General features: G+C 64.4%; 12 protein-coding genes, 1 tRNA gene and 1 pseudogene. 3 read left to right on the top strand and 11 right to left on the bottom strand.

The features are described 5' to 3' along the window. Positions 1 to 103 precede the first annotated feature (103 nt). The 4 genes from yacG to ACLEJP_RS19370 are packed head-to-tail and all read right to left on the bottom strand — an operon-like array spanning position 104 to position 3,001. Positions 104 to 304, bottom strand: a complete 201-nt coding sequence (gene yacG, locus ACLEJP_RS19355) for a DNA gyrase inhibitor YacG (protein WP_225780302.1) — start codon at positions 302 to 304, stop codon at positions 104 to 106. Further along, the gene (gene coaE / locus ACLEJP_RS19360) at positions 301 to 924 is read right to left on the bottom strand and encodes a dephospho-CoA kinase (RefSeq protein WP_440808922.1); all 624 of its coding nucleotides are present in this window, start codon (positions 922 to 924) and stop codon (positions 301 to 303) included. The genes yacG and coaE overlap by 4 nt, the downstream gene beginning before the upstream one ends. Further along, positions 924 to 1,790, bottom strand: coding sequence for a prepilin peptidase (locus ACLEJP_RS19365; protein WP_440808924.1), 867 nt, complete (start codon positions 1,788 to 1,790; stop codon positions 924 to 926). The genes coaE and ACLEJP_RS19365 overlap by 1 nt, the downstream gene beginning before the upstream one ends. A gap of 2 nt (positions 1,791 to 1,792) precedes the next feature. Continuing rightward, entirely contained in the window at positions 1,793 to 3,001 is a 1,209-nt protein-coding gene (locus tag ACLEJP_RS19370) for a type II secretion system F family protein (RefSeq protein ID WP_440808925.1), read from the bottom strand. 217 nt (positions 3,002 to 3,218) lie between these two features. Here ACLEJP_RS19370 and ACLEJP_RS19375 point away from each other — a divergent pair, with 217 nt between their 5' ends. The 3 genes and pseudogenes from ACLEJP_RS19375 to ACLEJP_RS19385 form a co-directional block, all read left to right on the top strand. Further along, positions 3,219 to 3,629, top strand: a complete 411-nt coding sequence (locus tag ACLEJP_RS19375; protein WP_225780306.1) for a pilin — start codon at positions 3,219 to 3,221, stop codon at positions 3,627 to 3,629. Between the two features lie 71 nt (positions 3,630 to 3,700). Then, positions 3,701 to 3,776 (top strand) — tRNA-Thr (locus tag ACLEJP_RS19380). Positions 3,777 to 3,937: 161 nt separating this feature from the next. Then, positions 3,938 to 4,136: pseudogene (locus ACLEJP_RS19385) on the top strand (integrase arm-type DNA-binding domain-containing protein); the annotation flags it as partial. On the opposite strand, the gene ACLEJP_RS19390 reads toward ACLEJP_RS19385, so the two are convergent. The 7 genes from ACLEJP_RS19390 to ACLEJP_RS19420 all read right to left on the bottom strand — a co-directional run bounded on the left by ACLEJP_RS19390 (position 4,130) and on the right by ACLEJP_RS19420 (position 12,975). Further along, positions 4,130 to 5,434, bottom strand: coding sequence for a M24 family metallopeptidase (locus ACLEJP_RS19390; protein WP_440808928.1), 1,305 nt, complete (start codon positions 5,432 to 5,434; stop codon positions 4,130 to 4,132). The pseudogene ACLEJP_RS19385 and the gene ACLEJP_RS19390 overlap by 7 nt on opposite strands. Before the next feature lie 64 nt (positions 5,435 to 5,498). Continuing rightward, complete coding sequence (locus tag ACLEJP_RS19395; protein ID WP_440808929.1) at positions 5,499 to 6,917, bottom strand: aldehyde dehydrogenase family protein; 1,419 nt, start codon at positions 6,915 to 6,917, stop codon at positions 5,499 to 5,501. A gap of 14 nt (positions 6,918 to 6,931) precedes the next feature. Then, the gene (locus tag ACLEJP_RS19400) at positions 6,932 to 8,026 is read right to left on the bottom strand and encodes a quaternary amine ABC transporter ATP-binding protein (RefSeq protein WP_440808932.1); all 1,095 of its coding nucleotides are present in this window, start codon (positions 8,024 to 8,026) and stop codon (positions 6,932 to 6,934) included. Beyond that, complete coding sequence (locus tag ACLEJP_RS19405; RefSeq protein ID WP_440808935.1) at positions 8,023 to 9,063, bottom strand: ABC transporter permease; 1,041 nt, start codon at positions 9,061 to 9,063, stop codon at positions 8,023 to 8,025. Before ACLEJP_RS19405 ends, ACLEJP_RS19400 begins: the two co-directional genes overlap by 4 nt. A 57-nt stretch (positions 9,064 to 9,120) precedes the next feature. Continuing rightward, complete coding sequence (locus ACLEJP_RS19410) at positions 9,121 to 10,092, bottom strand: ABC transporter substrate-binding protein (RefSeq protein WP_440808938.1); 972 nt, start codon at positions 10,090 to 10,092, stop codon at positions 9,121 to 9,123. 165 nt (positions 10,093 to 10,257) lie between these two features. Then, positions 10,258 to 11,919, bottom strand: coding sequence for a GMC family oxidoreductase (locus ACLEJP_RS19415; RefSeq protein ID WP_440808940.1), 1,662 nt, complete (start codon positions 11,917 to 11,919; stop codon positions 10,258 to 10,260). A 63-nt stretch (positions 11,920 to 11,982) separates the two neighbouring features. After that, positions 11,983 to 12,975 (bottom strand): flavin reductase, encoded by a 993-nt coding sequence (locus tag ACLEJP_RS19420; protein ID WP_440808942.1) that lies wholly within the window; start codon positions 12,973 to 12,975, stop codon positions 11,983 to 11,985. Position 12,976: the final 1 nt, after the last annotated feature.

A 12,976-nucleotide genomic window follows, 5' to 3' on the forward strand; every position in this document is an offset into this window, starting at 1 on the left:
TAATCACATGCTTCCGGACGATCGTTGCCATGAAGCCACGGAGGGGGGCCGCTTTGCGGCCCATCGCGACACAAGGCCGCTCCTGCAGTGGCGTACGGTGGACTCAGTGGCGTGGCTCCAGGTCCCCCGAATACAGCTCATCCTCGGCCTCATCCGAACCCGGGATCTTGTGTTCCTCCGCCGCCCAGGCACCCAGGTCGATCAGTTTGCAACGGTCCGAGCAAAACGGCCGGAACGGGCTTTTCTCGTTCCATTCCACAGGTGCGCCACAGGTCGGGCAATCGACGGTCAATGGCTGGCTCATGGCTGGCCTCCTCGTAAAGTCAGGTAAAAGTGGTGCAGGCGGTCAATCTGTTCATGCAACGCGGCGAGGTCGCCGTCATTGACCACCACATCGTCGGCATGGCGCAGGCGCTCCTCACGCGCCAACTGGGCTTTGAGTATGGCCTGCACCTGCTCGCTACTGGTGTTGTCCCGCGCCAGGGTCCGCGCCACTTGCAGCGCTTGCGGCGCATCGATCACCAGCACCCGCTGGGTTTTCTGGTATTGCCCCGACTCGATCAACAGCGGCGAGACATACACCGCATACGGCGACTCGGCCTTGGCCAGGTAAGTGAAGATTTCCTGGCCGATCAGCGGGTGCAGCAATTGTTCCAGCCATTTGCGTTGCGCCGGGTCGGCGAAGATCAGCTGGCGCAGGGCCGTGCGGTCGAGCTGGCCGTCCGCTTGCAGCACGCCAGGGCCGAAGCGCTCGACGATGCTGGCCAGCGCCGGGCGGCCAGGTTCGACCACCCAGCGTGCCGCCTGGTCGGCATCGACCAGGTGCACGCCAAGCTCGACGAAGCGCTCGGCAGCAGCACTTTTGCCGCTGCCGATGCCGCCGGTCAGGCCGAGAATCCAGGGGGTAAAGGCCGCAGTGGTCATCAGAATCCAAGCAGTTGCAGGTATGAGGCGTATATTTCATCACCCCAGAGCACAGCAATCCACCCCGCAATCGCCAGATAGGGCCCAAACGGCATTGCCGTGCCCAAGGCATGCCGGCGCAGGCGCAGCAGGCACAGCCCCACCAGCGCCCCGACCAGCGACGACAGCAGCAACGTCAACGGCAATACCTGCCAGCCCCCCCAGGCCCCGATCAACGCCATCAACTTGAAGTCGCCATAGCCCATGCCTTCCTTGCCGGTGGCCAGCTTGAACAGCCAGTACACCGTCCACAGGCTGAGGTAGCCGATCACCGCCCCCCACAGCGCACTGGCCAGGGGCACATAGAGGCCGAAGGCGTTGACGATCAGCCCCAGCCACAGCATCGGCAGCACCAGCACATCCGGCAACAGTTGGTGCCTGGCATCGATCAGGCTCAGGGCCAGCAGGCACCAGGTCAATGGCAGCGCCAGCACGGTCTCGAGCGAAACACCAAAGTGCCAGGCCACCACCAGCGAAAGCAGCGCGCTGGCTACTTCCACCAGCGGATAGCGCGGGCTGATGCGGGCCTTGCAGGCTGAACAGCGCCCGCGCAGGGCCAGGTAGCTGATGAGCGGAATGTTCTGCCACGCGCGGATTCGATGGCCGCAATGCGGGCAATGCGAGGCTGGCAGCCACAGGTCGAAGCGCTCGTGCGCCGTTGTCGGCAGCCCCAACACTTCCTGCGCCTCTCGCTGCCATTGCTGCTCCAGCATGATCGGCAGGCGGTACACCAGCACATTGAGGAAACTGCCCACCAGCAGGCCGAGCAGCGTGGCCAAGGTGAGGAAGTACGCCGGCTGCTCTGCCAGCAAAGTCCATGATGTCATGTTCAGATCAAGCTACCCAACTGGAAGATCGGCAGGTACATCGCCACCACCAGGCCGCCAACCAGCACGCCCAGGATCAGCACGATGGCCGGCTCCAGCAGGCTGGTCAACTGGTCCAGCGCCTGGCTGACCTGTTCCTCGTAATGGCTGGCGGCTTTCTCCAGCATCTGGTCCAGCGTACCGCTGGTTTCACCGATGGCCGTCAGCTGCACCAGCAACGCCGGGAACAGCGGCTCGGCGGCCATCGCCTGGTTCAGCCCCTGCCCATTGGCCATGCCCTGGCGCAGCCGCAATACCGCCTGTTCGTGCAAGTCGCCACCACTCACCCGCGCCACCGTGCCCAACGCATCCAGCAACGGCACCCCGGCGGCATAGGCCGTTGCCAGGCTACGCGCAAAGCGCGCCAGCGCCGCCTGCGCCAGCAACCTGCCGAACACCGGCAAGCCCAGCACTTGCCGGGATAGCCACAGGCGCGTCGGTGTGTGCTGCCGGTAAAGCCGGCGCATGGTGAAAGCGAACGCAGTGCCCAGCAGCACCAACAGCGGCGCAAACCGGCTCAGCATCGCGGACAAATCGATGACCCATTGGGTGTACGCGGGCAGCGCTGCGCCCATGCCTGAAAACAGGTTCTCGAATTCGGGTATCACTTCGAGCAGCAGAATCGCCGATACCCCCAACCCGGTCAGCAACAGCAATAGCGGGTAGATCATCGCCTTGCGCACTTTCCGGTGCAGCGTGTGGCGTTGTTCCAGCGTGCTCGCCAGCTGTTCCAGCTGGCGGTCCAGCGTGCCGGATTGCTCACCCACCCGCACCAGGTTGCAGTACAGCGCATCGAACCAGCCTGGGTGGCGCTGCAACGCGTCCGCCAGCCCCAGGCCCGAGGCGACATCCTGTTTCAATTTGCCCAGCAACGCTGCCTGCCCCGCATCGCAGCCACTGCGCCCCATCACGTCGAACGCCTGCAGCAGCGGTACCCCGGCCTTGAGCAAGGTCGCCAGCTGGCGGCTGAAACCCGCCGGGTCGGCTTTTGCCTGGCGTTTCGGCAAGCTGAAGGTCAGCCCGCCAGCGGGCCGCAAACCTGCCACTTTGATGCCCTGACGAATCAGCCCGGCGCGCACGTGTGCCGGGCTGCGCCCGGGCGTCTGGCCGCTGACCGGCTGGCCGTTGGCGTCGGTGCCGTGCCAGGTGTAGAGAGGAGTCGATGGGTTCATGCCAAGGTCCTTTTTTCCTGCCCGTGCGACAAGCTTGGAAACAGCTTGCCGCGTCCATGCCAGGGCGCGCGTCCATGATGCTCACTAGAGTAGTTCAGCGAAGATGACGCCCAAGCGGGCAGGGGTGACAAAAGGTGTCTGTTCAGGCCTACTGCGCCGCTGCCGGTTGGGGCGAGACAGACCTCAACGCGTACGCGTATCAAAAAGGAAACCGTTCATGAAAGGGCAACGCGGTATCACCCTGATCGAACTGATGATCGTTGTCGCGATCATCGGCATTCTGGCGACCATCGCCTTACCGATGTACACCAACCACCAGTCCCGCTCCAAGGCTGCGGCCGGGTTGCTGGAGATCAGCGCGCTGAAGACGGCGATGGACCTGCGCCTGAACGACGGCAAGGACGTGGCGGCGGTGGCCGAGCTGGGTGGGCAGCCGGCTACGGCGCATTGTGCGATCACGGCCAGCGGCAAGGCGGCGGACGGCACCGGGAGCATCGTTTGTACCCTGGTGGACGCGCCGGCTACCGTGCTCGGCAAGGCCATTACCCTGACACGCGCGGCGGCTGGCTGGGCGTGTACGACCGACATTGAAGAAGACCTGGCACCGAAGGGGTGCAAGGCGCCTTGAGGGTGGGGTAATAAGGTAGGCGAAACAGGGGTTTGCGTAACGGGTGCGAGCAGTGGTACGTTGCGCTACACGCCGGTGTAGCTCAGTCGGTAGAGCAGCGCACTCGTAACGCGAAGGTCGCAGGTTCGATTCCTGTCTCCGGCACCAATTCAGGTCCCAGCGAAGGCTACCAAAGTCTCTGGACCCCCCGTAAAACCCGCCTTCTGGCGGGTTTTTTCGTTATGGCGTTCCGTCGGAATCCGACAGCTACCAGCCGATTTAGGGGTGACGTTTGGGATAAAGTCGATTCGATGAAGTGGTTTACCCTTATGGCTCGTACTGCTGCTCCCCTGACCGACACCGCATGCCGCTCAGCCAAACCAACTGACCGCCCCTACAAGCTTTTTCGACGGCGACGGTCTTTATCTCCTCGTTTACCCCAATGGCCGCAAAGGCTTGCGCTTCCGGTATGTGAAGCCGGATGGGCGAGAGGGGCTGACCTCGTTTGGCAACTATCTGTACTACGGGAAGTCCACCAAAGGCGTACTCGACAGCTTTATCGCGCCCTCAGCGGTGACCAGCAGCTGCTCCTCCAGCTTGACGCCTTCTGCCCCCCCTTGCTCCCCAATGTAGCTCTCGACTGAAATGACCATGTTCTCCTGAAACACCCCGTCATAACCCCACTCCTCGAAATCCACGGCATAAGCCACACTGGGGTACTCGTCGGCTAGCCCACAGCCATGCACCATCATCATGTAGCGGTTGTGCTCGTACTGCTTGGGCACTGGCCAGCAACGTTCAGCGAACTCGCGGAAGGTCAGGCCTGGCCGGATTAGGTCGATGTTATGGCATAGCTGGTCGGACGCCGTCTGCAGCAGGTCGCGCTGGTACGCGGTAGGTGCCTTGCCCGGGCAAATGAAGCTGCGCGAGATGTCCGACAGGTAACCGCCCGGCCCGATCATGTCGGTGTCAAAGCCGACGATCTCGCCCGCCTGGATCACCTTGTCGGTGGCGTCCTGGAACCACGGGTTGGTCCGCTGCCCCGAAGTCAGCAGGCGCGCCTCGGCCCACTCGCCGCCATGGGCCACGTTGGTCGAATGCATGATGCTCCACAGCTGGTTTTCGCTGATGCCCGGCACCAGGTTCTGGCGCATGCGCGCCACGCCCAGGTCGCACACCGCCATGGACACGCGATGGCTGGCGATTTCCTCGGCGGACTTGATCAGCCGCGCCTGCTCCATCAACGGCTGGGCGTCGAACAGCGAGATGCCTTGGGCCTTGAGCCGGTCGGCGCCCCACGGGTCGCAGCGGTCGACCGCCAGGCGGGTGTTGCCACCGCCATGTGTCTTGATCAGGTCGGCCATCTCCCGCGCCCACAGCTCAGCCTTTTCATCGACCCGGGGGCCGGCCAGGAAGTAGATCCACGGCGTGGTCGGGCGAATCTCGTCGATGGTCTCGACATGCTCGCTGTTGTGCTTGCTGCTGGTGAAGTCGAACAGCACCACCGGCCCGTCGGTGGCGATGTACACGTAGCGGCTGGGGGCATGCATCACCCATACGCCCAGGCTCAGCGTATCGGTGGCGTAGCGGATGTTCAGCGGGTCGGCCAGGAGGATGCCGGCGTAGTCGTGCTGGCGCAGCTGCTCGCGGATGCGGGCCAGGCGGTAGGCTCGCAGGGCCTTGCGGTCGATGACTGCATAGGCGTCGATGATGCTCTTATCCACCGGCACCAGTGGGTGTGCTCGCACGGCCTCGTCGGCCCTGTAGTTCAGATGGACCTCATCATCCAGCCGGAATTTCTGTGTCGGTACTTTCGCACTCGCCATGACGCTTCCTCAAATGGCTTGTTGTTATGAACGAAGACAAACATCGCTACAGCGGTAACGACCCTCAGACCAGCACGGCCTTGACCTCCAGATACGCCTCGAAGCCGAACTCGCCGCACTCGCGCCCGTTGCCGGACTGCTTGTAGCCGCCGAACGGCGCACTGGCGACCCAGGCCGGCTGGTTGATCTGCACCTGTCCCACACGCAACTCGCCGGCCATGCGCAACAGCGCCTTGCGGTCACTGCCTTGCAGGTAGGCAGCCAGGCCATAGGGCGTGTCGTTGGCCATGGCCAACGCCTGCTCTGGCGTCTGGTAAGGAATCAGGCACACCACCGGGGCGAAGATTTCTTCGCGGGCGATGCGCATGTGCTCGGTAACGTTGGCCAGCACCGTGGGCTTGATGAAAAACCCTTGATCGACGCCATCAGGCAGGCCCAGCCCGCCACTGACCAGTGTCGCGCCGTCGGCCAGCGCTTCAGCGATCAACGCCAGGGCGCGGTCATGCTGGGCCTTGTTCATCACCGGGCCGAGGGTGGTGCGCGCATCGAACACATCGCCGACCACTACGCTCTGCGCCGCCTCGCGGGCAATGGCCATGGCCTGGTCGTGCAACTGCGCCGGCACCAGCATGCGCCCAGGCGCCGTGCAGGACTGCCCGGCATTGCGGTAGGCGGCGTGCACGCCACTGGCCACGGCGGTCGCCAGATCCACATCCGCCAGCAGGATATTGGCCGAGTTGCCGCCCAGCTCCTGGTGCACGCGCTTGACTGTCGGCGCCGCCAGTTGCGCGACGCTGACCCCGGCCCAGGTCGAACCGGTGAACGACACCATGTCGATGTCAGGGTGGCTGGACAGCGCCTGGCCAACACCGGCACCGTCGCCATTGACCAGATTGAACACCCCGGCGGGCAATTCGGCCTGGTGCAACAGCTCGGCCAGCAGCATCGTGCTCAGTGGTGCGTATTCGCTGGGTTTGAGGACCACAGTGCAGCCGGTGGCCAGTGCCGGGATGAGCTTGGTGATGACCTGCAACACTGGGAAGTTCCACGGCGTGATCAGGCCGCACACGCCCACCGGCTCGAAATGCAGCTGCACGCCATCGGACTCGCGCTCGAAGGCAAAGCCCTCGAGGATTTCGATGCCGTTGCGGATATGCGCGAGCGAGCCGGCCACCTGGGCCTGGCGCGAGAAGCTGATCGGTGTGCCCATCTCCAGGGTCATGCGCTGGGCAAGCGCCTCTTGGTGTTCGATGCACAGGGCCTCGAAGCGCTTGAGCACGGCCAGGCGCTGTTCGCGCGTGGTGTGCGACCAGGGCCCGAAGGCACGCCGGGCGGCGGCGACTGCCGCGTCCACGTCCTCAGCGTTGCCCAGGGCGATGCTGCCCACCGCCTTGAGGGTGGCCGGATTGATCACCGGGCGCCGGGTCCGACCGTTGGCTTCGACGAAACGGCCATCGATGTAGAAGTGATCGAGGTAATTCAATGTCTGGCTCCTGGTTACGCTTGGTGAATGTTGAGCCCTGTGCGGGCGGCCGCTGCAGGTGGTTGTGCCTGGGGTTTGCCGGGCTGGCCCGGGAGGATCGCCCTGATCACGTCACGCAGGTGCAGCACTCCCGCCAGGTGCCCTTCGCGCATCACCGCAAAGGCGCGGTCCGGGTCGCCTCCGGCCTGGGTCAGGGCATGCTCAAGCGTCTGTGCCGCGTCGATACGTTCAAGGCGCCGCAGCTCCTCGACCGAGGCCGGCTGCGCCAGGCTTTCAACGCGCAACAGGCGGGCGCGGTTGATGTCGTTGACGAAGCGCTCGACGTACTCGTTGGCCGGGTGCAGCACGATGCTCTGTGGGTCCCCCTGCTGCACCACCTCACCGTCCTTGAGCATCACGATGTGGTCGGCGATGCGCAGCGCTTCGTCGAGATCGTGGGTAATGAACACGATGGTCTTGAACAGCTCGCGCTGCAGTTCCAGCAGCAGGTCCTGCATGTCCTTGCGGGTCAGCGGGTCCAGCGCCGAGAACGCTTCGTCCATCAACAGCACGTCGGCATCGGAAGACAGCGCGCGGGCGATGCCCACCCGTTGCTGCATGCCGCCGGACAGCTGATGCGGGTAGCGGTCCTCGAAGCCTGCCAGGCCCAGCCGCGCCAGCCAGCGACGGGCATCGGCCTCCACCTGCGCAGCCGGCTCGCCGCGCACGCGCTTGGCCAGGCCGACATTCTGCAGCACCGTCTGGTGCGGCATCAGCGCAAAGTTCTGGAACACCATGGAAATGCTCGACCGGCGCACTTCGCGCAGCTCATTCGCCGACAGCGCCGTGAGGTCGACACCATCGAGCAGGATTTCCCCCGCGGTCGGCGCGATCAGGCCGTTGAGGTGGCGGATCAGCGTGGACTTACCAGAGCCGGACAGGCCCATGATCACCGTGATTTGCCCGGCACGCATGTCGACGTTGATATCGCGCAGCCCGCAAACATGGGCGTGTTTTTGCAGCAGCTCGGTCTTGCTCATGCCGGCGCGCACCCGCTCGACCATCTTCTCCGGTGCGCTGCCGAAAATCTTGTAGCAGCCGCGAACCGCCATCTTGACTGCCTGGTTCATGGGTTGTACCCCTTGGTCTGTGCGCTTAGCCGGGCCATGGAGGCCTTGGTCACGCGGTCGAAGGCGATCGCAAGCAGGACGATGGCAAGGCCAGCCACCAGTCCGACGCCCAACTCGAGGTTGTTGATCCCGCGCAGCACCAGCACGCCCAGCCCAGGGGCCGACACCAGCGAGGCGATCACCACCATCGACAGGGCCATCATGATGGTCTGGTTGACCCCGGCCATGATGCTCGGCAGCGCCAGGGGCAGCTCGACGCTGGTCAGGCGCTGCCAGTTGCTCATGCCGAACGATTCGGCAGCCTCGCCGACGCTGCCATCGACCTGGCGAATGCCCAGGTCGGTCAGGCGCACCACCGGGACGATGGCGTAGAGGATGATGGCGATCCCGTACAGCTTCGGTTCGGTGACGCTGAACAGGAAGATCAGCGGAATCAGGTAAACGAACGACGGCAAGGTCTGCAGCATGTCCAGCACCGGCAAGGCGGCGCTCTTGAAGCGCTCGCTGCGGGACATGAGGATGCCGATGGGCAGCCCGGCGAGGATGCAGATCAAGGTGCAGGTGAACACGATGGCCATCGTCTGCAGGGCGTAATGCAGGTGATCGACCAGTCCCAGGGCCAGCAGGATCGAACCTGCCAGTGCGGTGATGCGCAGCGACCGCGACAACCCCCAGGTCAGCGCCAGCAGCGCCAGGATCATCAGCCACCAGGGCACCAGGTCGACTAGCTTCAGCGACAGCTCCAGCAGCCAGGACAACGGCTGGGTCAGGGGGTCGAGGACTACTTTCAAGCCGTCACGCACGTACAGGAAGCCATGCTCGATGGCCGAGGTCATGTCGCGTGTACGGGGGATGGCCGGACAGGTACTATTCAGCGCGTCCAGCGACGGAAATGGCAGGCTGGCCTCCCCCGCGCCCGCCTGGTTGGCCTTGGCCTTGGCCAGCAGTTGCGCCAGCGTCACCGGCCCGCCCTGCGTGCCTGCGGTGCACCAATCCTGCAAGCCCAGGCTCTCGAATACGGCGTTGTATCCACTCATGGCAATGTCCTCGGCGAAGGCCCCCGCACAGGCGTGGGCGCTTCGCCACGCAGCGGGTTACTGAATGATGGCGTCCAGCTTGCTTCCGGCCTCGTCGGAGACCCAGGTGTGCCAGATATCCTTGTGCTGGGTCAGGAAGTACGCCGCCGTCTCGTCCGCAGTGGCCTTGTTGCTTTCCTGCCAGGCCAGCAGCTCGCTCATTTGCGTATTGGTGAAGCTGAGCCTGCTCATCAGCGCGACGATCTCCGGATGGCCGTCGTGGAAGGCCCTGGACATGGTGGTCAGCACGGTCGCCGTCGGCCAGCTGGTCTTGCCCGGCGTGGGGCAATCGATGCGTGCATTGCACTTGGCCTTGTCGGCATCGACCGGGCCCATGTCGACGCTGACCATCGGGTACTTGCCCAGCAGGCCGGTCGGCGCCCAGTAGTAGCCGAACCACGGCTTCCTGCTCTCGTAGGCCGACGCCAGTGACGCGGCCAGGGTCTCGCCCGAGCCGTGGTTGAACACCTTGATGCCGTGCTGCTCCAGCTCGAAGGCCTTGATCAGGTTGTCACTGGACACGCGTCCGCCCCAGCCGCTGGGGCCGTTGTTGAACTGGCCGCCGATCCATTCCGGGTGGGCCATGAGCCCAGCCAGCGTTGCCGCCTCGGGATGTTGCTCGACCAGGTACTTCGGTACCCACCAGCCATCCTGGCCGCCATCGGACAGCACATTGCCGACCTTGACCAGCTTGCCCTGCTTTTCCAAGGTGAAGTACACGTCCGCCACCGCCGGCCAAATCTCGGTGAGGATGTCCGGCTTGCCGGTTTCGGCCAGCGAGGTCAGGGCCGGAACCGTGGAGGTCGGCACCTTCTGTACCTGGCAGCCATAGCCCTGCTCCAGCAGGAAGCTGGAGACTGCGGTGACCACGGCGCCAGACGCCCAGTTCATCTCGGTGATGGTGACCTGCCCGCACTCTGCCTGAGCAGAGGCGTTCATCGATATCAGTGCTGCGGCAACAGCGCCAGCAAGGGACACACGCAATCTCATGAGGTTATTCCTTCTTATGACAACGGGTCAGTGAGTCGAATCGGCAGCGAAAAGCGCGTAATGCCAGGATCACCTCCCGGTCCTTCAGCGGTCATTGCGGCGCCTTGCGGCAACCTCGACTCTTGTTGTAATGCACACGCAAGTGTGGGCAAACGTCCGGTACCGCTACTTTGCAGGCGCGACCTCGGCACGCTTGGCCGGCGCCTTGTGCACAGCCCGTGACGCACCCAGGCCGCGCTGGGCATGGGTGGCGAGGATCATCTCGGCACCTTTCTCGCCGATGGCCAGGCTGATCGCGTTGAGGTTGCCGCTGGGGATCTGCGGAATGATCGACGAATCCACCACCCGCAGGCGCTGCACACCGATCACCTGCAACTGTGGCGTCACCACTGCGGCGGCGTCCACGCCCATCTTGCAGGTGCCGCAGGGGTGGTAACTCTGGCTGGCATTCTCCTTGAGGTAGGCGTGCCACTCGTCATCGCTCTGCACGTCCTTGCCGGGTTTGCATTCGCCGAGCACATAAGGGGCGAACGCCTTCGACTGCAACGCCCGGCGTGCCATACGCCCGCCACGGATGAGGGTTTCGACGTCGTAAGGATCGCTGAGCATGTTGAATTGGATGCGCGGCGGCGCCAGGGGGTCGGCCGAGCGCAACTCCAGATAGCCACGGCTGCGCGACTGGTTGACGTTCGGTTGCAGGTTGATCGAGGCCTCGTCGAGCAGGCTGATGCCTTGTGGGGTGTAGGCCGACGAGAAGGCGCCGAAGTGGTACTGGATGTCCGGGTACTGCAGCTCGGGCAGGGTGCGCACCAGGCCGACGCCGCAATAGGTGAAGGTAGCCTGCCCGGTACGGGTCAGCAGAAACTGCAGGCCATGCTTGAGCATCCCCGGCAGGTTGAATTCCTGGTTGGCGGTACGCACGTTGACGAACGCTTTGACCTGGCAGCTAGGGTGTTCCTGGAGGTTTCGCCCCACGCCGGGGCTGTCCTTGACCACCGGGATACCCATGGCCTGCAGGTGCGCAGCCGGGCCGATGCCCGATAGCATCAGCAGTTTCGGCGAGTTGATTGCGCTGGCGCTGAGGATCACCTCACCGTGGCAGCGCTCGCTGCGGGTGACGCCGCGATGGTCGAATTCCACGCCCGAGGCGGTGTCGCCTTCGAACAGTACGCGGCGCACCAGTGCCCCGGTCAGGATGGTCAGATTGCGGCGCTTCCTGATCGGGTCCAGGTAGCCCTTGGCGGCGCTGAAGCGCAGCCCACGATGTTGGGTGGAGTGGAAGATCGCCGCCCCTTCGGTGTCCTCGGCATTATAGGAAGGGTTGCGCGGGATGCCGATCTCCTCCATGGCATCGAGGTACACCTGGGCTAGTTTCGGCACACCGCGGATCTCGGTGATGACGATGGCGCCATCCTTGCCATAAGTGTCGGAAACACCATCACGGTTGCTTTCGACCTTGCGAAAGTAAGGCAGCAGTTCGTCATACGACCAGCCGGCGTTGCCCAGTTCGGCCCAATGGTCGTAGTCACCGCGGTTGCCACGCACGTACCAGGTGGCATTGATCGAGCTCGAACCGCCCAGCAAGCGGCCACGCGGCACAATCTCGGCGCGGTTGTTGCGGGTTGGGTCGGGCTCGGCCTGGAACATCCAGTCGGTCTTCGGGTTGCTCATGGCTTTCATAGCCAGGGCCGGGATCTGGATCACCGGGTGCTTGTCGCTGCCACCGGCCTCCAGCAGCAATACCTTGTGCCGCGGGTTGGCGCTCAACCGGTTGGCCAGCACGCAGCCTGCCGATCCCGCGCCGATGATGATGAAATCCCAACTCATGCTCCGACCTCTCTTGTTATACGGCCATCTTGCGCAAGGCTTGCCTGTTGTCAGGCCATCCGATCATGCATGGGCCACGCCAGCTACTGCCTGGCGTCCAAGCAAGCGGTCCAGGGTCGCCAGGGTGATCTTCAGATCATGGGCCGAAGTGCCGGCCAGCTGGGCCTTCTGGAAGGCGTGCCAGCGGTCGCGGATAGCGATGCGTGAACGCTCGCCCAGCGCTGTCAGGCGCAAGCCGCCGTCGTTGTCGCGCAGCAGCATGGCCTTGCGCTGCAACTCGGCCAGGGCATCCTCGACATCGCGCTGGCCCAGGTAGGTTTCCCTGGCCAGGGCCTCGATGCCGATCCCAGGGCGGGCGTACAAGGAGGCCAGAACTCGCGCTACAGCGACACTCACGCCCTCGGCCCGGCGATGCTCTTCGAAGGCTTCTGACAGCGCATGGTGGGCATCGAAGATCGACGACAGCAGGTTGTGCTCGGGGCGTGGCAGGCTTCCCGCCGACTCGGGCTCCCCGGACAGGTCCGGGTGCACGTCGGCGATGCTGTACTGGCCCTGGCTGAACAGCAGCGGCGTGCCGGCATAACGGGCGATGCGGGTGACGCGCCCGACCAGTACCAGGTGGTCGCCGCCCTCGAAGGTCTGTTCCAGGGTGCATTCCAGGTGCGCGATGCAACCGGCCAGCAACGGCGAGCCGTGCATGCCGGGCTGCCATTGCGCAGCGCTGAAGCGGTCTTCCTGCTTGCTGGAAAACAGCTGCGACAGGTGCATCTGGTCGGCGCACAGCACGTTGATCGCGAAGCTCTGGCACTGGCTGAAGAATTCGAAGCTGCGCGAGCTGCGGGCGATCGACCAGAGCACCAGCGCGGGCTCCAGCGACAAGGAAGCGAACGAGTTGATGGTCATGCCATTGAGCACCTGGCCGCTGCTGGCGGTCACCACCGCGACACCGGTTGCGTATTGCCCCAGGCAGCGGCGGAACAGGCGCGGGTCGGCGGCCGGGTCACCCTCTTCCAGCGCGACGTGGGTAGCGACGAGTTGAGTCTGGATCTGCGACATG

Source organism: Pseudomonas sp. SMV7, assembly GCF_052041995.1.
Taxonomy (GTDB): domain Bacteria; phylum Pseudomonadota; class Gammaproteobacteria; order Pseudomonadales; family Pseudomonadaceae; genus Aquipseudomonas.